This is a genomic window from Pseudomonas pisciculturae, assembly GCF_015461805.1.
Classification (GTDB): domain Bacteria; phylum Pseudomonadota; class Gammaproteobacteria; order Pseudomonadales; family Pseudomonadaceae; genus Aquipseudomonas; species Aquipseudomonas pisciculturae.
Genome location: NZ_JACVZE010000008.1, coordinates 112895 through 132999 on the forward strand (window position 1 = coordinate 112895; position 20105 = coordinate 132999).

19 protein-coding genes are annotated in these 20105 nt (G+C 61.9%); 10 read left to right on the forward strand and 9 right to left on the reverse strand.

Features of this window, described 5'->3' with window-relative positions; all coding sequences use genetic code 11:
- The first annotated feature begins 16 nt into the window (after positions 1-16).
- The 3 genes from ICY20_RS21385 to ICY20_RS21395 are packed head-to-tail and all read left to right on the forward strand — an operon-like array spanning position 17 to position 3535.
- Entirely contained in the window at positions 17-1357 is a 1341-nt protein-coding gene (locus ICY20_RS21385) for an ABC transporter substrate-binding protein (protein ID WP_159957820.1), read from the forward strand.
- 3 nt (positions 1358-1360) lie between these two features.
- Complete coding sequence (locus ICY20_RS21390; RefSeq protein WP_194938534.1) at positions 1361-2128, forward strand: ABC transporter ATP-binding protein; 768 nt, start codon at positions 1361-1363, stop codon at positions 2126-2128.
- A gap of 12 nt (positions 2129-2140) precedes the next feature.
- Positions 2141-3535, forward strand: a complete 1395-nt coding sequence (locus ICY20_RS21395) for an FAD/NAD(P)-binding protein (RefSeq protein ID WP_194938535.1) — start codon at positions 2141-2143, stop codon at positions 3533-3535.
- A gap of 135 nt (positions 3536-3670) precedes the next feature.
- Here the strand turns inward: ICY20_RS21395 and ICY20_RS21400 are convergent, their stop codons facing one another.
- Genes ICY20_RS21400 through ICY20_RS21415 form a run of 4 tightly spaced genes read right to left on the reverse strand, consistent with a single transcriptional unit; the run spans position 3671 to position 8279 of the window.
- Positions 3671-4915, reverse strand: coding sequence for an efflux RND transporter periplasmic adaptor subunit (locus ICY20_RS21400; RefSeq protein ID WP_194938536.1), 1245 nt, complete (start codon positions 4913-4915; stop codon positions 3671-3673).
- Positions 4905-6383: a TolC family protein gene (locus ICY20_RS21405; RefSeq protein ID WP_194938537.1), complete on the reverse strand. Its 1479-nt coding sequence runs from the start codon at positions 6381-6383 to the stop codon at positions 4905-4907. Before ICY20_RS21405 ends, ICY20_RS21400 begins: the two co-directional genes overlap by 11 nt.
- Positions 6376-7575, reverse strand: coding sequence for an ABC transporter permease (locus ICY20_RS21410; RefSeq protein WP_194938538.1), 1200 nt, complete (start codon positions 7573-7575; stop codon positions 6376-6378). The genes ICY20_RS21405 and ICY20_RS21410 overlap by 8 nt, the downstream gene beginning before the upstream one ends.
- Positions 7572-8279, reverse strand: coding sequence for an ABC transporter ATP-binding protein (locus tag ICY20_RS21415; protein WP_194938539.1), 708 nt, complete (start codon positions 8277-8279; stop codon positions 7572-7574). The genes ICY20_RS21410 and ICY20_RS21415 overlap by 4 nt, the downstream gene beginning before the upstream one ends.
- Positions 8280-8636: 357 nt before the next feature.
- Here ICY20_RS21415 and ICY20_RS21420 point away from each other — a divergent pair, with 357 nt between their 5' ends.
- On the forward strand, positions 8637-9395 hold the full coding sequence (locus ICY20_RS21420) for a TetR/AcrR family transcriptional regulator (RefSeq protein WP_194938540.1): 759 nt from the start codon (positions 8637-8639) through the stop codon (positions 9393-9395).
- A 655-nt stretch (positions 9396-10050) separates the two neighbouring features.
- Here ICY20_RS21420 and ICY20_RS21425 read toward each other — a convergent pair.
- Both ICY20_RS21425 and ICY20_RS21430 read right to left on the reverse strand, forming a co-directional pair.
- On the reverse strand, positions 10051-11112 hold the full coding sequence (locus tag ICY20_RS21425) for an FUSC family protein (RefSeq protein ID WP_159957805.1): 1062 nt from the start codon (positions 11110-11112) through the stop codon (positions 10051-10053).
- A 74-nt stretch (positions 11113-11186) separates the two neighbouring features.
- A complete protein-coding gene (locus ICY20_RS21430) occupies positions 11187-12803 on the reverse strand; it encodes an NADP-dependent glyceraldehyde-3-phosphate dehydrogenase (protein ID WP_194938541.1) in 1617 nt (538 codons plus the stop codon).
- A 138-nt stretch (positions 12804-12941) separates the two neighbouring features.
- Between ICY20_RS21430 and ICY20_RS21435 the strand changes: the two genes are divergently transcribed.
- Positions 12942-13802 carry a Dyp-type peroxidase gene (locus tag ICY20_RS21435; protein WP_194938542.1) on the forward strand — a complete coding sequence of 287 codons (861 nt, stop codon included), beginning with the start codon at positions 12942-12944 and terminating at the stop codon, positions 13800-13802.
- A gap of 477 nt (positions 13803-14279) precedes the next feature.
- Here ICY20_RS21435 and ICY20_RS21440 read toward each other — a convergent pair whose 3' ends face one another.
- Positions 14280-15026, reverse strand: a complete 747-nt coding sequence (locus ICY20_RS21440; RefSeq protein WP_159957799.1) for a carbonic anhydrase — start codon at positions 15024-15026, stop codon at positions 14280-14282.
- Positions 15027-15213: 187 nt separating this feature from the next.
- Here ICY20_RS21440 and ICY20_RS21445 point away from each other — a divergent pair, with 187 nt between their 5' ends.
- Both ICY20_RS21445 and ICY20_RS21450 read left to right on the forward strand, forming a co-directional pair.
- Positions 15214-16578, forward strand: a complete 1365-nt coding sequence (locus tag ICY20_RS21445) for an MFS transporter (RefSeq protein WP_159957797.1) — start codon at positions 15214-15216, stop codon at positions 16576-16578.
- A gap of 46 nt (positions 16579-16624) precedes the next feature.
- Positions 16625-17758, forward strand: a complete 1134-nt coding sequence (locus ICY20_RS21450) for an MFS transporter (protein WP_194938543.1) — start codon at positions 16625-16627, stop codon at positions 17756-17758.
- Position 17759: 1 nt separating this feature from the next.
- Here the strand turns inward: ICY20_RS21450 and ICY20_RS21455 are convergent, their stop codons facing one another.
- Positions 17760-18281, reverse strand: coding sequence for a DUF3087 family protein (locus tag ICY20_RS21455; protein ID WP_159957793.1), 522 nt, complete (start codon positions 18279-18281; stop codon positions 17760-17762).
- A 119-nt stretch (positions 18282-18400) separates the two neighbouring features.
- Between ICY20_RS21455 and ICY20_RS21460 the strand changes: the two genes are divergently transcribed.
- Together ICY20_RS21460 and ICY20_RS21465 are read left to right on the forward strand one after the other, a co-directional pair.
- Positions 18401-18577: a hypothetical protein gene (locus tag ICY20_RS21460; protein ID WP_194938544.1), complete on the forward strand. Its 177-nt coding sequence runs from the start codon at positions 18401-18403 to the stop codon at positions 18575-18577.
- 14 nt (positions 18578-18591) lie between these two features.
- Complete coding sequence (locus ICY20_RS21465; protein WP_194938545.1) at positions 18592-18789, forward strand: DUF6021 family protein; 198 nt, start codon at positions 18592-18594, stop codon at positions 18787-18789.
- A gap of 30 nt (positions 18790-18819) precedes the next feature.
- Here the strand turns inward: ICY20_RS21465 and ICY20_RS21470 are convergent, their stop codons facing one another.
- On the reverse strand, positions 18820-19056 hold the full coding sequence (locus ICY20_RS21470) for a DUF6555 family protein (RefSeq protein ID WP_122489842.1): 237 nt from the start codon (positions 19054-19056) through the stop codon (positions 18820-18822).
- 120 nt (positions 19057-19176) lie between these two features.
- Here ICY20_RS21470 and ICY20_RS21475 point away from each other — a divergent pair, with 120 nt between their 5' ends.
- Positions 19177-20031, forward strand: a complete 855-nt coding sequence (locus tag ICY20_RS21475; RefSeq protein WP_194938546.1) for an arylamine N-acetyltransferase family protein — start codon at positions 19177-19179, stop codon at positions 20029-20031.
- Positions 20032-20105 lie beyond the last annotated feature (74 nt).

Genomic DNA, 20105 nt, shown 5'->3' on the forward strand with positions numbered 1-20105 from the left:
CCTAAGAGAACTCTCCATGCGTGCATCCTTGAAACGTTCCCTGGTCGGCACCGCCTTCGCGCTGGCTGCACTGGCCGGTGCTGTGCCCCAGGCCGTGGCTTCGGCCGATCAGCAATTCTTCCCTTTAGCCACCTACCGCGTCGGCGCCTACGCTTCCAGCGGCGTGCAGGTGTGGGCCGGGATGATCGACTACCTGCGCTATATCAACGAGGTCGAAGGCGGCATCAATGGGGTGAAATTGGTGTGGCAGGAATGCGAAACCGAGTGGACGGCGGAGAAGGGCATCGAATGCTACGAGCGCTTCAAGAACGGGCTCGATGGTGCGCCGGTGGCGGTGTACCAGCCCAACGGCGCTCCAGCGGCGTATGCGCTCAGCGAAAGGGCAGAGGTGGACAAGATCCCACTGATCACCCTCGGTTACGGGCGCACCGAAGCCACCGACGGCACGGTGTTCCCGTACAACTTCCCGGTGATGCTGACCTTCTACAGCGAAGCCTCGACGCTGGTGAACTACATCGCCCAGCGCGAGGGCGGGTTCGACAAGCTCAAGGGCAAGAAGATCGCCACGGTCTACCACGACTCGGCCTACGGTCGCGAAACCCTAGGGCCGCTCAAATTGCTGGCCGAGAAGTATGGCTTTGAGAATATCCAGATCCCGGTGGCCGACCCGGGCAACGAGCAATCCGCGCAGTGGCGCCAAGTACGCCAGGCCAACCCCGACTGGGTGTTCTTGCGCACGTGGGGCGTGTCTACCCCGGTTGCCGTGAAAACCGCCGCGCGCTTTGGTTTCCCGGTGGACCATATCATCGGCGATATCTGGGCCAGCTCCAGCGAAGACGTACTGCCCGCAGGCGCCGCCGCCAAAGGCTACCTGGCCCTCACGCCTTACCCGGCGGGCGCTGATTTTGAGATCCATAAACGTCTCAAGCAGTACATCCTCGACAAGGGCCACAGCGATCTCAAAGACCTGAAAAACTTCGGCAGCGTCTACTACAACTCGGGCCTGGTGAACGCCGCCGTGGCGGTAGAAGCGATCCGTACCGGCCAGGCCAAGTTTGGCAAGCGCCCGCTCAATGGCGAAGAAGGGCGCTGGGGCCTGGAGCACCTGAATATCGACGATGCGCGTTTGAAGGACATGGGCTATCTGGGCCTGATGCAAAACCTCAAGCTTTCGTGCCGCGATCACGAAGGCGGCGGTTCGGCGCGGGTGCAGCAATGGGACGGTGCCAACTGGACGTTGGTGAGCGAGTGGATTGCAGCAGATCGCGCGCTGCTGCGCCCATTGATCGACGAAAAATCCGCGGCCTTCGCCAAAGAAAAAGGCCTGACGCCGCGCACCTGCACCGGGGATGAGTAAACCATGAGCCAGCCCGCCGTTGAGTCCGCCATTGCCTCGCTGCTGACGGTCAATGACATTGAAGTGATTTACGACGGCGCAATCCTGGCGGTGGCCGGGGTGTCGCTGCACGTGCCCAAGAGCGCCATCGTCGCCTTGCTTGGCGCCAATGGCGCGGGCAAGAGCACCACCCTCAAGGCGATTTCCGGATTGGTGCGGGCCGAACGCGCCGAGGTCAGCCGGGGTGTGATCGCGTACGACGGGCACGACCTGGCCGGCGTCGACCCCAGCCAGCGCGTGCGCCAGGGCATGGTCCATGTGCTGGAAGGCCGCCATGTATTCGGCCAGCTTACGGTGGAAGACAACCTGCGCAGCGGCGGCTTTGTGCGACGCCTGAGCCGCAAGGACATGGAGCACGACCTGGAGCGTATCTACGCCTGGTTCCCGCGCCTCAAGACCAAGCGCCACACCCGCGCCGGCCTAACGTCGGGCGGCGAGCAACAAATGGTCGCCATCGGCCGGGCGTTGATGACCCGTCCTACTTTGGTACTGCTCGACGAGCCGTCCATGGGTTTGGCGCCTATGATCGTGCAGGAGATCTTCGAGATCATCGCGCAGCTCAACCGTGAGCAGCAGGTGAGCTTCCTGATCGCCGAGCAGAACATCAACGTCGCGCTGAACTATGCGTCCCACGGCTACGTGCTGGATACTGGCCGAGTGGCCTTGAGTGGCAGCGCCGCGCAGCTGCTGGCACGGGGCGATTTGCATGACATTTATCTGGGTAAACAGTAAAGGCGAACTTGCATGACTGACTCCATCCGCAACGCTGATGTCTTGATCATCGGCGGCGGGCTAAGCGGCACCATGCTGGCGGTGCAACTGCTGCGCCAGCCGGGCCAACGCCGCATCCTGGTGATCGAGCCACGTGCCGAACTTGGTCGTGGCGAGGCCTACAGCGCGGTTGAACTGGGCCACACCCTGAACGGCAACGCCGCCCGCATGAGCGTCGACCCGGACAACGCCGACGACCTGACCCAATGGCTCACCGACTACATCGGCGCGGGTGGCTGGCCGGAGTCGGACCAACAACATGTACCCATCAGTGAACTGTTCCCGCCACGCGGCATTTTTGGCCTGTACGCGCAGCAACGCCTGGTCGAAGCCAAGGCACTGTCGGTGTCTACGGTCGAGCATGTGCGCGGCGAAGTGGTCGACCTGCAAGTGGATGAAGACGCAACGTTGCTGACCCTCGCTGACGGCCAGCAACTGCGCGGCGCCTTTGCGGTGTTGGCCACTGGGATGTTCCCCGCGGCGCGTACGCCGCAGACTGAGTCCAGCGGTTTGAATGCGGCGGCTGTTGACCCCTGGGATGTGAAAACCATGACCCAGCTCGACCCGCAGGCCACGGTGTTGATCATCGGTTCCGGGCTGACCATGGTGGATGCCGTGGTGTCTCTGGAACAAGCCGGCCATCGTGGCCCCATCGAAATTTTCTCGCGCCACGGCCTGCTGCCCCATGTGCGCCGCCAGCCACCGAGCTGGGTGGATTTTTTGGGTGAAGATCACCGTCTGCGCAGCCCGCTGCAATTGCTGCGGGAGGTGCGTCGTCAATGCCGCAGCGCGATAGAGCAGGGCATCGATTGGCAGTCGCCGCTGGATACCGTGCGCGCCCATATCGGCCGCTTGTGGAGCCAGGCCAGCGAGCGCGAAAAGCGCCAGTTTGTGCGGCATGTACGGCCCTGGTGGGAAAGCCATCATCACCGTTCGCCGCCGTTGAGTGCGCAGTTGGTGGCGCGGTTGCATGAAGAGGGGCGGTTGCGCATTCAGGCCGCGTCGTTCAAAGGCTTGGAACCTTCGGTTGAGGGCGTGACCATCCGCTTGCGCCACCGGGGCGAGCAAGCGCTGACCCTGATGTCGGGTGCGGCGTTGATCAACTCCAGTGGTATCGAATACGACTGGCGCCGCGTGGCACGGCCGTTGCCGCAGCAGTTGCTCAAGCGCGGGCTGATTCAACCTGGGCCGTTGGCGTTGGGGATTGCGGCGCATGCCAGCGGGGCGGTGATGGATGCGGCGGGGCAGGTCAGCCAGCGATTGTTTGCCATGGGGCCTCCGTTGCGGGGGTTGTGGTGGGAGAGCACGGCGGTGACCGATGTGGCGATTCAAGCCAAGGCATTGGCCTTGAAACTGACCACCTTCTAAATCTGCAATGCAATCCAATGTGCAATGCAACTCAATGTGGGAGGGGGCTTGCTCCCGATAGCGGTGGGTCAGCTGAAAGTCTAGTGCTGACAGACCGCCATCGGGAGCAAGCCCCCTCCCACATTAGAGCCTCATTCATTTCGGGACCTTCACCAGGCCGGACTTGAGCCCGAACACTTCAACGCCCTGCGGGGTTGATTGGCCGGTGGTGACTTTAACCCGCTCCACCGGCTTATCCATCGCCTCTCGATACTCCACCTCACCCGCCGAAATCGCCTGCACCGGCACCACAATCGCCTGGTCATTGTTGTAAGTCACAATGGTCAACCGCGCACTCATGCCCAACCGTACCCGTTGCAACTGTTGCGGCGTGAGCTTGGGGATCGACAAAGTCACCACAAACTGCGCGCTGCCCTGGCTGTCGCTGGCAATCGCCAGGCCGCTTACCACACTGACCGAGCCGGTCAGGCGTTCGCCGTCGAAACCATCCCCCAGCACTTCGACTGCCTGACCCTGGCGCAGTTGGTTGATGTCCAGCTCCGACACCTTGGCGGTGATTTTCAGCCGTTCGATATTGGCCAGGCCAAACAACACCTGGCCTTGGCTGACCTTGCTACCGGCTTGTACCGGGGCGTTAGTGTTGCCGCCGCCTTGGGGGCCGCTATTGCCAGGGGCGGGCACCACGATGCCGGAGAACGGCGCCTTCACCTCTTTGCCCTCAAGCAACTTGAGCAGCGCGTCGTACTTGACCGTGGCGTTGGTCAGTTCCATATCGGCGATCTGGCGGTATTCGCCCTTGCCCTGGTCGAGGGCCTGTTGCAGTTCGCTGCGGGCTGAGGCGAGGTCGAATTGTTGTTGCTGGGTTTGCTGCTTGAGGTCGTCCAGCTCGTTGCGCGGGATGATGCCGCGCTGGAACAGGTTTTCGCTTTCGGTGAGTTTGCGCTGGTTATTGCCGGCGGACATTTCGGCGGTGCGCAGGCTGCGTCGGGCGCGGGCGACGGCGGGGCTGCTGTCCCAATCTTGCATCTCTTGCACGGCGCGGCGCGCCTTGAGCTGGGTGGAGAGCGCGTCGCGCAGTTGCACTTCGAGGGTGGAGGGGTCCATGCGCAACAGCACCTGGCCGGCTTCGACTCGCTGGCCTTGTTCCACCAGGTTGGCTTGCACATTGCCGTCGAACGGCGCCGTGAGGGTGAGGGTGGTGTCGGGTTCGATCTTGCCCACCAGGCCGATCTGGTGCACCAGCGGGTCGGGTTTGACCGCCAGCCACTTCTCGGCAGGGTTGGACGGTTCATTCGCCGGGCTGCGCAGGCCGAGCAGCCCGGCAGTAGCGAGCAAGGCGATCACGGCAGCGCCGAGCAGGCGTTTTTGATTAGTAGTCATTGAGGGCGATTTCCCAACTTTCCAGCGTCATGCCCAGGGTCAAGTCGAGCTGGGTCTGGGCGTTCAGGTAAGCGATCAGCGCATTGAGTTGCGCGTTCTCGGCGTTGCGCAAATCGGTTTCGAAACTCAGCACCTGGAAGTTGGTGGAGCGCCCGGCGCTGAGTTTTTCCCGCTCGATCTCGATCTTGCGCCGCGACAGTTCCACGGCACGTTGGGAGATTTCGTATTGGCGCCAGCGGGTGCCGAGGTCGCGCACCACGTCGTTGACGCTGCGCTCCAGCTCTTGGCGGGCGTCGGTAATGCGGATCTCCTGGTCCTCCACATTGACCCGCGCACGCACTTCGGCCTGGCGCGTGCTGATGTCGCCAATGGGGATTTGCACCTGCACGCCGGCATAGCTGTCCCAGGTGCGGTTGTTGCTGCTGCCGGCATCGCTGTTGTAGGCATCGCGCACCTGATTTGCGCCGGCCACCAGGTCTACTTGCCAGCGGCCCGAGTCTTTTGCGATTACCAGGTTGAGGTCGGCCTGCTGGCTACCGAGCAGGGCAGCGAGGTATTCAGGTTGCTGGTTTTGCGCCAGGTTAAAGGCCTGGCGCTTGTCGATCTGCAGGGGCTTGGCCTCCAGGGCTTCGCTGGCTCGGATCGGCGTAGACAGGTCCAGGGCCAGCAGGCGCAGCAGGGCCAGGCGGCTGGTGTCGAGTTGGTTTTGGGCCTCTTCAACGCCCAGTTGTTGGGTGGCGATATCGGCTTCGGTCTGCACGATTTCGAACTCGGCCATGCGCCCGGCGTTGATCAGCGCCTTGTTGATTTCCAGCAGGGTGCCGGAGCGTTTGAGGGCGTCCTGCACGATGGTCAGTTGCTCTTGAGCGCGCAGCAGTTCGCGGTAGGTGGCGATGATCTGGCTGATGGTTTGCGCCACGGTGGCCTTGAGGTTCAGGCGGTTGGCCTGCTCCGACAGGCGTGACAGGCGCAGCGGCGCGGTGGTGGCGTCCCAGCCGGCACCGCGCATCAGTGGCTGGATGATCGCCAGGTCGAGGCCGTCGCTGCGGTAGCGGCCGGCGCGGTCGGCGTTGTTCAGTTGCTGGGTCCAGGCCATGCTCAGGCGGGTGCCGTATTCGCCGAGCAGGCTGGTGGACGGGGCCACGTTGGCATTGCGCGCGTTGTCGGCGGTGCCACGGGTGCCCCGGTAGTAGCTGTTGAGGGTCAGCTTGGGGTTGAAGGTGTCTTCGGCCACGCGCAAGTCGAACTTCTGCGCCACCCGTTGCAGGTAGGCGCTGCGGATCGCCGGGTTGTTGCGCAGGCCCAGGTACACCGCATCCCCCAGGGTCAGGGTGGTGACCTGGGCATTGAGCGACACGCCACGGTCATAGCCGCTGCGGGTGGTGCTCGGGGCTGATGGGTTGATGACCACCTTTGAGGCCATGACGGGCAGGCAAACCAGGGTCAGCAGCGCGAGCCATTTATTCATCGCGCAGGGCCTCCACCGGTTGCAGGCGTGAGGCTGAGACCGCCGGGTAAATGCCGAAGAACAACCCCACCAGCAACGTGCTGCCCACCCCCAGCGGCAGCGCGGCCACGGCCAGTGAAAATTCCCAGCCCGACAGCCAGGCGTAAAGCCATGCGGCGGTCATCCCCAACACCGCACCGCACAGCGCGCCGACGGCGGTGAGGGTGACGGCTTCGAGCAGGAACAGGTTGCGGATATCCCGCTGGCGTGCGCCGAGAGCCATGCGAATGCCGATCTCGCGGCGGCGCTCCGCGACATTCATCAGCATCACGTTCATCACACCGACACCGCCGCCCACCAGGGAAATCGCCCCCAGCGCCAACAGCAGATAGGCGAAGGTGCGGCTTTGCCGGGTCATGCCGTCGATCATTTGCTGAGGCACCTGGATATCCACCGTATGCTCGGTCAGTTGGCGTTGCAACGCCGCGGCGGCGTCCCTGGCCACGCGCTCCATGTCCAGACCGGGCGCGGCGCGAATGACGATATTGCTGATCTGCGGGTTGGCGTAGATGCGGCGCATGCCTTCGGCGGGGATAAACAGCGATTCGCCCCCCTGGATGGGCATCAACAACGCGCGAGGCTGGGCGTGCAGAATGCCGATGATCAGGAACAGGTAGTCGTTGATGCGCACGCGATCGCCCGGTTTCAGCGGGTCGCCAGGGACGCTCAGCGCCTGGGCGACCTCGGCCCCAATCACGGCGTAGGTTTCATTGGCGTCGAAGGCGGACAGGAAGCGGCCTTCGCGCAGGTTCAGGCGCATCGCCTGCTGGATGCCCGGGGTGCTGCCGACAAAATTGGCGTTGGTGGTGCGCCCGTGGAACACCACAGGCCCGCTGAACAGGCTGAGGGCACCAATGTGGATGATGCCGGGCACGGCCTGGCGTACGGCATCGAGGTCCAGGTGGGTGCGCATCTGTAGGGTGCTGGTGCCTTTGGATGGGAACTGCGCGACCAGGGTGTCGGTGCCCATGTCCTTGAAAATCATCGCCGCATCCACCGCCGCGTTGTGGCCGATATTGATCAGCGCCACCACCGACGAGCTGCCGATCACAATGCCCAGCAGGGCCAGGATCGAGCGTTTACCCAGGGTGCGCAGGCTGACGAAGGCTTCATGCAGCAGCTGGCTGAAGCTTTGCTCGACCCGCGGGCTCATGGGCGGGCAATCTCTTGCACCACGCCATTGCGCACCAAAATCTTGCGCTCCAGGCGTTCGGCGATGTGCGGGTCGTGGGTGACGATGATCAGCGTCACCTGCTGCTCGCGGTTCAGGGCCAGGAGCAGGTCCATGATGTCCTGGGCGGTGCTGCTGTCGAGGTTGCCGGTGGGTTCGTCGGCGAGGATCACCGAGGGGTTGCCCACGAGTGCACGGGCGATGGCCACTCGTTGGCGCTGGCCGCCGGAGAGGTCGGCGGGGCGATGGTGGGCGCGGTCGGCCAGGCCAACCTGGTCGAGCATGCGCAGGGCTTGCTCCACCGATTCATGGCGCGAGATGCCGCGATAACTCAGGGGCAGGGCGACGTTGTCAAGGGCGCTGAGGCGCGCCAGCAGGTTGAAACTCTGGAACACAAAGCCGATTTGTTGGTTGCGGATCGCCGCCAGCTCATCCGGGGTGGCGTTGAAGATATCGTGGCCAGCAAAGTGGTACTGGCCGCCGTTGGGCAAATCCAGCAGGCCGAGGATATTGAGCAGGGTACTTTTGCCGGAGCCGGAAGCGCCGAGGATGCCGCAACTGTCGCCACTGGCGATGTGCAGGCAGACGTCGTTAAGAATGGATAGATGCTGCCCGGCCAGCTGATAATGCTTGCCGATGCCTTGCAGGGAGATCAAGCCTGGGTGCGCGGGGGTATCTGTCGTCATGACTACGCCTTCAGTCTCGACGGTTCTCGCTCGCCCCTGTAAATCTTTGTAACAAGTTCGGGGGCTGCCTGGAACGCGTCACGGACTGGTTTTATTTCTTGTTTTTAAAATATTGTTTGAATAGTAACCGCGTTCCCCATGCTTCGCCAGCCATGGATATAGAGCGGTTTTACGCTCTGAAACGATTCACCTAGGGGGTGTTCCGAGTGTGCTGGACCCCGTTCGACTACCGGCAGAAAGCCCGCTGGCCAAGGCTTTGGATAATATGGCGGAGTGTCACTACTTGCTTTCGATCGGCCGCCCCGGTATAAAAAATCAAATTATTTTTTAAAACAATATTTCCGCCGTGGAACTCTTATGGTCGCGAAGAAACTCAGCGCTCCAAACGTTACCAAAACTCGATTGCTGGATGCGACTGAGGCCCTGTTCATTAAGTACGGATACGATGCGGTTTTGTTACGCCAGATTACCGAGCGTGCCCAGGTCAACCTGGCCGCCGTGAACTATCACTTCGGGGACAAGGACGCCCTGATGAAAACCCTGCTGATGCAACGCCTGGAACCGCTCAACGAGCAACGCCTGGAGCTGCTGGCACGTTGCGAGGCCGAAGCCGACGGCCCGCTGGACTGCGACACCCTACTCGGCGTGTTGTTCGCCCCGGCCATGGGCCTTGAGCGCAGCGACCCGGCCGGTGCCAATGGGGAAGGGCGTTCGTTCATTCGCTTCCTGGGCCGGGTGTACAGCGACACGTCGCCGTTTATTCAGGAATACCTCAAGGTGCATTACCAACCGGTGTTCCAGCGCTTCTTCGAAGCCTTCGCCCTGGCCCTGCCAGACCTGCCGCGCAATGAACTGGGGGTGCGCCTGCAATTTGCCCTCAAGGCGATCTCCGGCGTGATGGCCGGTACTGAGTTGCGCCTGCTGATGAACTCCATGAGCCTGGGCCGCCCGGCCACGGACGCTGAGGTGATGGCCAAGTTGATCACGTTGGTGTCGGCGGCGATCCGCGTGCCGCAGCAAAGCCCTGAAGCCGAAAATGCATTGGCCAAGGTGCTCGATACCCAGCGCGCCATTCGTGAGCAAACGGTCGCGCCCGTCGTCAAGGCCGCACGTTAGCCAGATTTCAGTATAGGTATCTACACAACTACTGCCCCCAGCATCCACAAGCTATGGCTATGGCTATGGCTATGGCTATGGCTTTTGACTTGGCTTTTGATCTTGATCTTAGGCGCCCCGTTAAACCACGCTGGCCGAACGCAGGCTTGAATCCGTGGGCCGGCATGCCGGCTCTTTTCCAAAGTGACTCGCCGTAAGGGCGAAACCAATATCAGCCCTCACCAAAATAACGGATATGTACCCCGCCCAAACCCCTCCAGCGCCCAACACACAGCCATCGCAGGCAAGCCAGCTCCCACATTAGAGCGGTGTACATCCCACAAAACTCGGCCACATGATAGGCCGCCTTCGCGACCAAGCCCGCTCCCACACTCGAACCGGTTTACACCCGGCGAGGCCGTCACGGGAGCAAGCTCCCTCGCCACAGGTCCAGCAGCAATGCTCAAAGTTGTGTAGATACCTATGCAGATCTCAGGCAAAAAAAACCCAAAAAAAAGCCCGCTGGGGCGGCGGGCTTGATGTGCAACATGTGTAACGGATGAGGCTTCACACTACGTTCCGGGATGTGAATAAAACGTGAAAACTTTGTAAGCTAAAATGTGAAAAGCCTGGGTTTTGTATAAGTTTCTGAAAACTTCCTGCTTCGCCCACTTTTTCAGATTTTCCAGTGTCCGGCAGTCTTCGCCAGCCGCTGGCGCATCCCGTCCACATTCTGCGCCAGTTGCAGTGTCAACAACCGATAGCCATCCAGCGCACTGTAAACCGGCGCGTCCAGTGCTGGCTCAACACCGCTGGCAGGGCTGACCCGCTCTAACCGCTCGGTCACTCCCGACTTCAACGCCCGCGCCATTCCCACCAGTTGCACCCGAATCTGCCGGTGCTCGGCCTTTAACATTGCCTGCATCCGCGCCATGGCCTGTTCGTCCCGTGGGTCGGGGCGAGTATTGCCGAGAATCTCCAGGGTGCTGATGCACAGGCGCAGGTGGCGTTGAATCGCATCCAATTCCGTCATTGAGATACGCACTTCCTTGGACACCGACGGCATCAGCGAACGCAGTTGCACCATCGCCCCATTCAGGCGGTTGAGCAGTTTGAAGTGTTCATCATCGGTGACCGAGCGACCGCTGATGATGCGGCTATAAATTTCGGCACAGTCGCGTAACGCACTGGCCAGGTTGTAGCGCCACGAATACACCGCATACAGCGGCAGGGCGAACGAGAACGCCAGGGCCAGCACGATGCCGATCAGGATGTCGACGGTACGCCATAGGCCATCCGACACGGGGTTGTCGCCGTGGCCGGCGACGATAAACACCGTGATCGCCGAGAGCAGCGCGATGTACCCGCCCTTGCCGATGGCGTGATAGGAAAAGAACCCGCATACCACCGACATCAGCAGGTAGGTCAGCAACGGCTGGCCCAGCCAGGCCTGTTGCAGCACCAGGGCCAGACCGACACTGGCGCCGATCAGGGTGCCATAGGCGCGCTCTACCGCTTTTTTGCCGATATTGCCGTGGTGCTGCAACCCGCCGATCACGATCAGCATGGTCACCGAAGCCCATTCACCATGGGGCAGGTTGATGCCGGTGGTCAAAAGGATCGTTGCCAGCAGGCCGATGGATACGCGCACGGCATGTATCAGTTTGGCGTGGCGATAGCGGCGGTACGGGTCGAGCAGGGGGCGCAGCAGGCGCCGGGCAAAGAGGGGCAGGTTCATCGGTACTAAAATGGCCTCGATAGTCGGTTTGTGCGGGGTCTGAATGTGGGAGCAGACTTTTGATCACCGATAACTCAGAAGATGTAATCGGTTGTCAGGAAGCTGGAGTCACGGTTGCGCAAGATATCGCTGACCAACGCCTTGTTACTCTCCTGGAACTTGGTCGCCACCAGCGTACGAATCGAAAACACCCGCAACGCGTCATGTACCGACAACGTGCCCTCGGCCGAGTTCTTGCGGCCGTTAAACGGGAAGGTGTCGGGCCCGCGCTGGCACTGGGCGTTGATGTTGATACGGCCGACCTGGTTGGCGAAGGTGTCCACCAATTTGCCGACGGCTTCGGGGTCGGTGCCGAAAATGCTCAATTGCTGGCCAAAGTCGGAATCCAGCACGTACTCGATCACGGTTTCCAGGTCGCGGTAAGGCACGATCGGCACAACGGGGCCGAACTGTTCCTCGTGGTACACGCGCATCTGTGGGGTCACCGGGTACAGCACCGCCGGGTAGAAGAACGAGCCACGGCTGGTGCCGCCATGCTCATTCACCACCTGGGCGCCGTGTTGCGCGGCATCGGCCACCAGGCCGTTGAGGTAGTCGACCTTGCCCGCTTCGGGCAGTGGGGTCAGCGCTACGCCGTCTTCCCACGGCATGCCGGGTTTGAGGGTGGCGAGCTTCCTGTTGAATTTCTCGATGAAGCTTGCGACGACATCCTCATGCACGAACAGGATTTTCAACGCGGTGCAGCGCTGGCCGTTAAACGACAGGGAACCGGTGACCGCTTCGCTCACTGCGTTGTCCAGGTCCACCTCAGGCAACACGATGCCGGGGTTTTTCGCATCCAGGCCCAATGCCGCACGCAAGCGGTGTGGCTTGGGGTGCAGCTTTTTCAAATCGCTGGCGGCCTTGTTGGTGCCGATAAACGCAAAGATATCGATCTTGCCACTGGCCATCAGCGCGCTGACGGTCTCGCGGCCGCTGCCGTAGATCACGTTGATCACCCCGGCCGGGAAGCTGTCGCGGAAGGCTTCCAGCAGCGGGCGGATCAACAACACGCCGAGCTTGGCCGGCTTGAACACCACGGTGTTGCCCATGATCAGCGCCGGGATCAGCGTGGTGAACGTCTCGTTGAGCGGGTAGTTGTAGGGGCCCATGCACAGCGCTACGCCCAATGGCACGCGGCGGATCTGCCCGAGGGTGTCTTGCTCCAGCTCAAAGCGGCTGGAGCGGCGGTCCAGCTCCTTGAGGGCGTTGATGGTGTCGGTGATGTAGTCGCAGGTGCGGTCGAACTCTTTTTGTGAGTCTTTGAGGTTCTTGCCGATTTCCCACATCAGCAGCTTGACCACCGCGTCGCGCTGTTCACGCATACGCCGTAAAAACGCCTCCACGTGTTGGATGCGATCGACCACGCGCATCGTCGGCCACTCGCCCTGGCCACGGTCGTAGGCACGTACGGCGGCGTCGAGGGCGGTGAGGGCGGTGTCGGCGTCCAGCAACGGCGTGCTGCCGATATGCACGCGTTTTTCACCCAGTTGCACCGGGCTCTGTACTTGGGCGAGCGGCCCGTTCCACACCTGCAACTGGCCGTCGACCAGGTAATCACGCTGTTCAATGGGCGCCGCCAGGCGGTATTGCTCGGGAATATCGGCGACGGAGTTGGGAAACAGCTGGGCGAGCAGGTTGCTGGTGGTCATGTCGTTACCCCTGAAATAGTTGCAAAACATGACTAGAGAGTCACCCAACACAGGGCTCTATGGCAAGGCTTGCGCGCTTTCTCCTACGCAGCGAAGTGAACGCCGGTTAAACTGTGCGGCTTTCTTGAAGGAGTTCACATGAGTCAGTACCAGCCGGGCATTCTTGCCGCCCCAGTGCCGTTGCAGGCACGCCATCTGTTTTTTGCTGTCGATTCCCTGGCCGCCGTGCCCGCTGCGCTGGACGCACTGGTGCAGTGGGTCGATTCGGCGGCAGTGGTGGGTTTTGGCGAGCCGCTGGTAACCGCATTGGGCGCACAGATCGACGGCTTGCGCAGCTTCCCGGCCGTCAGCGGGCCTGGCGCGCACAACCCGTCCACCCAGCAGGCGTTGTGGGTATGGCTGCACGGTGTTGATCGCGGTGAGCTGCTGTTGCGCAGCCGTACCGTTGAAAAGGCCCTGGCCCCGGCGTTTCGCCTGGTGCAAATGACCGAAGGCTTTCGCTACAAGACCGGCTTCGACCTCACCGACTACGAAGACGGCACCGAAAACCCCCACGACGATGCCGCCGTTGAAGCCGCCCTGACCGACAGCGGCGCCAGCTTTGCCGCGATCCAGCAATGGCAGCACGACCTCGACGGTTTCGCCGCATTGCCCGCCCAGGAGCGTGACCACATCATCGGCCGCCGCCATGGCGATAACGAAGAACTCGATGACGCCCCCGAGTCTGCCCACACCAAGCGAACCGCCCAGGAGAGCTTCACCCCGGAAGCCTTCGTGGTGCGCCGCTCCATGCCGTGGGCCGAGAATGGCCAGGCGGGGTTGATGTTCCTGGCGTTCGGGCATTCCTTCGACGCATTCGAAGCGCAATTGCGGCGCATGAGTGGCTTGGAAGACGGGATTGTCGATGGGCTGTACCGCATCAGCACGCCGTTGACCGGGGGCTACTACTGGTGCCCGCCGGTCAATAATGGGTGCCTGGACCTGAGTTCGTTTCGCTAGCCTGCGCCTGACGTAATGGCTACAGGCGCGCCATCGGTGACAACGGCGCGCTTAGCGCCCGCGTCATAAATGGCTCTGGCGGATAGGCCTGCGCCAAGCAAACGGGGGGGTGGGCGCATGGAGCGCCAATGACGGGTTTGTCTTTGGGCACATTGCCAGGGGCAGGCTTGGGTGGGGCCTTCTGGGTGAGGACCGTTAGCGCTTTGTTTGTACCGAAGGCCGCGGCGCCACCGACGGCCGCGAGCGCGACCGCTTTCGCGACGGGTACGATAACGGCCGACAGCGCCGCGCCGATTGCAGCAAAGATGGGAAGCATAGGCAGTATCCTTTTTCACGAGTGAGTAATGGTGATGAGGGAACGCCTCTCTTGAGTGTTGCCAACGTCGCGATCGGTTCCCGCCTTGCGCCCATGAATGGGTGATGTCAGCGATGGCTGTCCCCCCTAATCCTTGGGGGGCGTTCGCTTATTGAAAGGGGTCAGGCGACCCACTCCACCTCACCGCTGTTGAGTCGGTAAATGCCGCCGACGATGTTCAACGTTCCCTGGGCGAGGGCGTCGGTCAGCACGCTTGATTCGCGCTTGAGTCGCGCCACGTTGTCCATCACGTTTTGCGCGATGGCGTTGTCGAGCAAATCGCCAGGGGTGTTCACTACGGTGTTCACGGCCGGCTTGAGCGCATCCGCCAGGCCCTGGATTTTCCCCGGGAAGCGGGCATTTTCCTTGACGGCCTTGACCCCGGCCGCAATGGCGCCGCAGCGATCATGCCCCAATACCACGATCAGCGGCGTACCCAGCACGGCCACTGCGTATTCAAGGCTGGCCAGGCCATCATCAGTGACGAAGTTGCCGGCTACCCTCACCGCGAAGATATCGCCATGACCCGTATCGAACGCGTACTCCGGTGCGATCCTGGAGTCGGCGCAACCCAGCACCGCTGCAAAGGGGTTTTGCCCGGCTACCAGCGTTTCCCGCTCAGCGATGAAGTCAAGTCGCTTGGTGACGCCGGCAACGTAACGGCTATTGCCTTCCATCAACCGGGCAAGTGCCTGCTGAGGGTTGAGACCGTTGGCGGGTTTGGGTACTACGACTGGGGCCGCGTGGGCCTCGGTGGCGGGCAGCGCGCCCGCCAGCAACAGGGCGCCTGCACCGGCGGCGGCCAGGCGCAGGAAGCGCCGACGGTCATTCAACGAAGTCGGAGCAGTGGTTGTATGAGCATTGCACATGGGCTGGACTCTCGGCGTAAAGGAGCCAAGGGTGCAAAGAATGTTGCGTAAAGAACCTAGGATATTTCCGGGTATCGGCAGGTTTCTGCGCTCGAAGATGAAAATACTGACAGCCAGGCAATTGGCCACTGAAAAAAATCGCCACTCCCCGTAACCTAGACGCTTTTGTCACCTGTGCGGATGGGTCATGTCTTCTGTTGCCGATGGGTTACCTCTCAATAAACGCCTGCCGGCGGTGATCGCGATCTCGCTGGGGATCGGCATGGCGACGCTGGACACGGCCATCGTCAACACCGCGTTGCCCACATTGGCCGAGGGGATCGGTACGGATTCCGCCTCAGTAATCTGGGTGGTGAATGCCTACCAGTTGGCAATTATCGCCACCGTGCTGCCGTTTGCTTCACTCAGTGATGTGCTGGGCCATCGCCGGGTGTACCTGGGTGGGTTGCTGCTGTTTATCGTCTCATCGCTGTTTTGCGGGCTGGCCGGGTCGCTGGTCACGCTGACGGCTGCGCGGGTGGTGCAGGGGCTGGGGGCGGCGGCGATCATGAGTGTGAACACGGCGCTGCTGCGGCATATCTACCCGTCGAAAATGTTGGGGCGTGGCCTGGGCTATAACTCGTTGGTGGTGGGGCTCGCCTTTACGTTGGGCCCAACGGCCGCCTCGGCGATTCTATCGGTGGCCACTTGGCACTGGCTGTACCTGATCAACGTGCCGCTTGGGTTGTTGGCCCTGGTATTGGGCCTGCGCTCGCTGCCGACCCTGCCAATGACCGGGCATGCATTCGACCGACTCGCTGCGTTGCTGTGTGCGGGGCTGTTTGCTCTGTTGGTGCTGGGCCTGGGCACGGCGGTTCACGGTGCCCAAGGTGTATTGCCCCTCGGTTTGATCGGCGTGGCGCTGGTGTGCGGCGGGTTGTTGTTGCGGCGCCAGGCCGAACACCCGGCGCCGATGCTGGCCCTAGACCTGTTCAAGCGGCCGGTGTTCGCGTTGTCGTCCCTGACCGCGATTTGCGCATTCAGCGCCCAGGGCTTGGCGTTTGTGTCGCTGCCGTTTTTGTTGCAAGCGGTGCTTGGGCACAGCCAGGTGGAAACCGGTTTTCTGATGACGCCGTGGCCGGCCGTTGTCGCGGTGATGGCGTTGGTGGCGGGGCGACTGGCGGACCGCGTGTCGTTAGGCCTGCTGTGCGGCATCGGTCTGTTGATGCTCAGTGCGGGCATGGCGGCGTTGGCCGGTTTGGGCGCGGGCGCATCGGCCTTCGATATTGGTTGGCGCATGGCGTTGTGCGGCGCGGGCTTTGGTTTCTTCCAGTCGCCCAATCTCAAGGCGTTGATGACCAGCGCGCCTCTGGCCCGTAGCGGGGGAGCCAGCGGCATCGTGGCGATTTCGCGGTTGCTGGGGCAGACGCTGGGGGCGTCGTTGGTAGCGCTTTGCTTCCACTTGTCGTTAGGCAGCGGCCCGCAATACGCGCTCTGGCTGGGCTGCGGATTTGCATTGGTGGGGGCTGTCGCCAGCGGATTGCGTCTGTTGCCCTATGGGAAAAAACGCTGAATAAGGCTACCGTGGCGACCTGAATATTTCGGGATGTTTCAGATTTATGACCCGCCAGGCCCTTCGCACCGCCGACACCCAGTCCCGCCGCGCCGCGCTGACCTTGGCCTTGTGCTTGCCCAGCGACGTGTTGCTTTACTTGTTGCTGCCCATGGAATCCCAAGCGTTTGGCATCACGCTGGCCCAGGCCGGGGTATTGCTGGCCGCCAACCGATTGGTGCGGATTTTTGGTTACCGGCATGTGCTGAATTTCTACGCACGCAATGGCGACCGCCTCACCTGCATGATCGCTGCGGGCGCTGCGACGCTGTGCGCGGTGGGCAACTCGGTGTTGTCCGGTTTCGCGGCGCTGCTCGGTCTACGGTTGGTGTGGGGCCTGTGTTTTGCCGCCTTGAACCTGTCGACCCAAGTCTTGGCCACTGCGCAACCCGAAGGGGCTGCACGCCGGGCCGGGCGCTCGCGGGCATTGATCGCACTGGGGCCGATGCTGGCGCTGCCGCTGGGTGGCTGGCTGACGCTATGGGCCGGGCCACGTCCGATTTTTCTGATTCTGGCAGCGGCCTGCCTGGTCGGGTTATGGATGGCGTGGGGGTTGCCGACGGTTGGGCACGACTTGCACAGCACGCCGGGCCGACGCTTCAAGTGGCCGGACAGCGTGGCGATGTGGTCGTTTATCGAGGGCGTGGCGCTCGATGGGCTGTTTATCTTCGGCCTGTCGATTCAGGCACAGAAGATTCTCGGCGGCGACGCAGTGCTGATCGCGGGCGGTTTGATGGCGTTGCGGTATGTCTCGGAAATGCTCCTGAGCCCTTTAGGCGGCCGTGCGGCACAGCGCTTTGGCGCCACGTCGATGCTGTTGCTGTTTTCGTTCCTGAGTGCCCTGGCCCTGACTGCGTTTGGCAGCTACTGGGTGATCGTCGGCGCGGCGGCGGTGCTGGTGCTGCGTGCACTGCAATTGCCGCTGGTGACTACATTGGTGGCCGAGCGTAACCCAGGTTCGATGCGGGTTTCGGCGCTGGCGTCCAACGCGGTGTGGCGCGATATCGGCGCGGGTCTGGGGCCATTGCTGGCCGGTCTGCTGCTGCCGATTGCTTCGGCGCCGTGGGTATTCGGTGTGGCAGGGGCGGCCATTGCGGTGAGTGCGGTGTTCTGCTGGCGGGCAAAGGTCTCAACGCAGTAGCTCAGGCGGTTTTCAGGCGCTCGATCCAGGCGGGATCGAATCGGGTCTGCTCGGTTTCGATCCCCAACGCCTGCAACCTGGCCTTGTGCGCGTCGACCTCACCGACCAGCTGCGCCTGTGCACTGGAATTGGCGTCCAGCTCATGCATCTGCGTCAGCCCCAGGTGGTAAAAGCGCAACACCTTGAGCGCCGTCAGGTCATTGGCCTGCACCCGCTCGGTGACCTTGTGCATCACATTGGTCACGCTCATCAGGCAGCGCTTGAGCTGCCAGCCATACACTGCTGCTGCCATCCACGGCCGGGTCCAGAACGGGCCGCGCACCAGCGCTACCGTAATCAACACGCCAGCGAACACACCTCCGACATTGAAGCGAACGTTATCGCCGCCGGGCTCACCGAACAGCAACACCGCCAGGCTCGACAGCAACATGGCCAACGCCAGGAACAGCACCGCGACAATGACCGTACTGCGGCGGGTTTGCTGGCGATAGGTGACGGGGTCCAAGGGTTTGAGTTCGAACATCCGGTTCAAGTCTCTAGAAGAGGGCGGGCAGGCATCTTCGCACGCTTGGGCAAACAAGTTGAACGATGGCTCAACGCAGTTTCTCTAAAACTACGTAACCCCCCCTGAGGTGAACCATCATGGCCGAATACAAACAGCCGCCACCCGGCACCCCCAACCCTGACCGCACACCCGGCGAAGAGGAGCGCGACAACGATGCGTTGCGCCCCAACGACCCGGCGGAGCGTCAGGACAACGAAGTGAAGCAGGTCGAAGACGACCTGGAAAAACTTCACGACAAAGCCCGTCCACTTTGAGCAAGGAGAATGCCGTGAGCACGACTCCCAAAGGCCCGCACTCGGGTGAGCAGGGTGCCGATAAAGATGAACTGGGCTTTGATCCGGATTCGCCGGATGTGAGTGATCCGCAGGTTGACCCTATCGGCGCGGCGATTGCGCCGTTGGATAAAAACAAAGACCCGGCGAAAAAAAAGCCGCCCTATGATCCATTGGGCGACTTGAAGCCATAACCTGAGCCCCGGCGTTGTACGGGGCTTTGTTTATTTGGGCGCTATCCACGTGACTTCGGTAATCCCAAACTTCTCTGCCCAAGGGCGAGTCGTCTTTTTCACTTGCTCATGCCCTACGCGGCCTACGCGACTGACATGGGCAATATCGGCATCAACCGCCGCCCAATGCCAGGCCTCGGCGTTGTTCATCACCTCGGCGCGCACCACAAAAGACTTCGGTTGACCGTGCAGTTGGTAGTGGATGGTGTAGATTTTCGCGCTGCTCATGTTGCCTCCCTGTGTTGTTATCAATGGATAGGGGAGCGTTCAAAAAGGTTCATTCAAAATGACAATCTGCGTGCAGGCGCGGCATAGTGACGCCTTCGCCCCGCGCCCAAGGATTGCGCAATGTCCCACCTGACCCACCGCCAGCTCTACCTGCAACGCTTGGGCTACGACACGCCACCGCCGCCCACTTTGCAAACCCTGCAAGACTTGCAACTGCGCCATGTGTGCACTTTCGCCTTCGAAAGCCTATCGACTTTGCTGCATTTGCCGGTACCCATCGACCTGCCCAGCGTCGAGCAAAAAGTGCTGTTGGATGGGCGGGGCGGGTATTGCTATGAGCTGAACCAGATGTTCCTGGCCTTGTTGCTGTCGCTTGGCTTTGAGGCCCGAGGCATCACCGGTCGAGTGGTGATGGGCGGGCCGGCGGATGCGCACACTGCGCGTACCCATCGCCTGAGCCTGGTGACCCTGAACGGCGAGCGCTATATCACCGATGTCGGCTTTGGCGGCATGGTGCCCAGCAGCCCGTTGTTGTTGGACACCGAGGCGGTGCAGGCCACGGCCCATGAGCCGTATCGGCTGACTCTCGACGGCCAGGGCAGCTACACGATGTGGGCGCAGGTGGCGCAGCAGTGGCGCGGGCTGTATGTGTTCGACCTGCAAGTACAGGCCGATATCGACTACACCATCGGCAACTGGTACGTATCGACTCATCCGGATTCGCCGTTCTTGGGCCAACTCAAGGTCGCGCGCCTGGCGCCGGGTAAACGTTACACCCTGGCCAACGCCAACTATGCCGTGCATTCCCTGGATCGACCGAGTGAAAAGCGCACGCTGGGCAGTGCCGATGAACTGTTGCAGGTGTTGCAGGAGACCTTTGGTCTTTGCTTATCGCAGCTTCCTCAACTGCGAGAGGCACTTGATGAAATGACGGATAGGCACTTGGATCACGAAAAGCCAGTGCCTACCCCATAGCCATCGCAGGCAAGCGTGACTCACCGCGCCCAAGCGCCCCGGTAGCCTGAGTCTCACTGCATGCCTGGCCTGAC

Bases quoted from the DNA above. Each gene is read 5' to 3' on its own strand.
- ICY20_RS21440 (WP_159957799.1), bottom strand. From the start codon at position 15,026: ATGTGCAATGCTCATACAACCACTGCTCCGACTTCGTTGAATGACCGT.
- ICY20_RS21395 (WP_194938535.1), top strand. From the start codon at position 2,141: ATGACTGACTCCATCCGCAACGCTGATGTCTTGATCATCGGCGGCGGG.
- ICY20_RS21420 (WP_194938540.1), top strand. From the start codon at position 8,637: ATGGTCGCGAAGAAACTCAGCGCTCCAAACGTTACCAAAACTCGATTG.
- ICY20_RS21415 (WP_194938539.1), bottom strand. From the start codon at position 8,279: ATGACGACAGATACCCCCGCGCACCCAGGCTTGATCTCCCTGCAAGGC.
- ICY20_RS21460 (WP_194938544.1), top strand. From the start codon at position 18,401: ATGGCCGAATACAAACAGCCGCCACCCGGCACCCCCAACCCTGACCGC.
- ICY20_RS21390 (WP_194938534.1), top strand. From the start codon at position 1,361: ATGAGCCAGCCCGCCGTTGAGTCCGCCATTGCCTCGCTGCTGACGGTC.
- ICY20_RS21455 (WP_159957793.1), bottom strand. From the start codon at position 18,281: ATGTTCGAACTCAAACCCTTGGACCCCGTCACCTATCGCCAGCAAACC.
- ICY20_RS21400 (WP_194938536.1), bottom strand. From the start codon at position 4,915: ATGACTACTAATCAAAAACGCCTGCTCGGCGCTGCCGTGATCGCCTTG.
- ICY20_RS21470 (WP_122489842.1), bottom strand. From the start codon at position 19,056: ATGAGCAGCGCGAAAATCTACACCATCCACTACCAACTGCACGGTCAA.
- ICY20_RS21405 (WP_194938537.1), bottom strand. From the start codon at position 6,383: ATGAATAAATGGCTCGCGCTGCTGACCCTGGTTTGCCTGCCCGTCATG.
- ICY20_RS21425 (WP_159957805.1), bottom strand. From the start codon at position 11,112: ATGAACCTGCCCCTCTTTGCCCGGCGCCTGCTGCGCCCCCTGCTCGAC.
- ICY20_RS21435 (WP_194938542.1), top strand. From the start codon at position 12,942: ATGAGTCAGTACCAGCCGGGCATTCTTGCCGCCCCAGTGCCGTTGCAG.
- ICY20_RS21445 (WP_159957797.1), top strand. From the start codon at position 15,214: ATGTCTTCTGTTGCCGATGGGTTACCTCTCAATAAACGCCTGCCGGCG.
- ICY20_RS21475 (WP_194938546.1), top strand. From the start codon at position 19,177: ATGTCCCACCTGACCCACCGCCAGCTCTACCTGCAACGCTTGGGCTAC.
- ICY20_RS21410 (WP_194938538.1), bottom strand. From the start codon at position 7,575: ATGAGCCCGCGGGTCGAGCAAAGCTTCAGCCAGCTGCTGCATGAAGCC.
- ICY20_RS21430 (WP_194938541.1), bottom strand. From the start codon at position 12,803: ATGACCACCAGCAACCTGCTCGCCCAGCTGTTTCCCAACTCCGTCGCC.
- ICY20_RS21450 (WP_194938543.1), top strand. From the start codon at position 16,625: ATGACCCGCCAGGCCCTTCGCACCGCCGACACCCAGTCCCGCCGCGCC.
- ICY20_RS21385 (WP_159957820.1), top strand. From the start codon at position 17: ATGCGTGCATCCTTGAAACGTTCCCTGGTCGGCACCGCCTTCGCGCTG.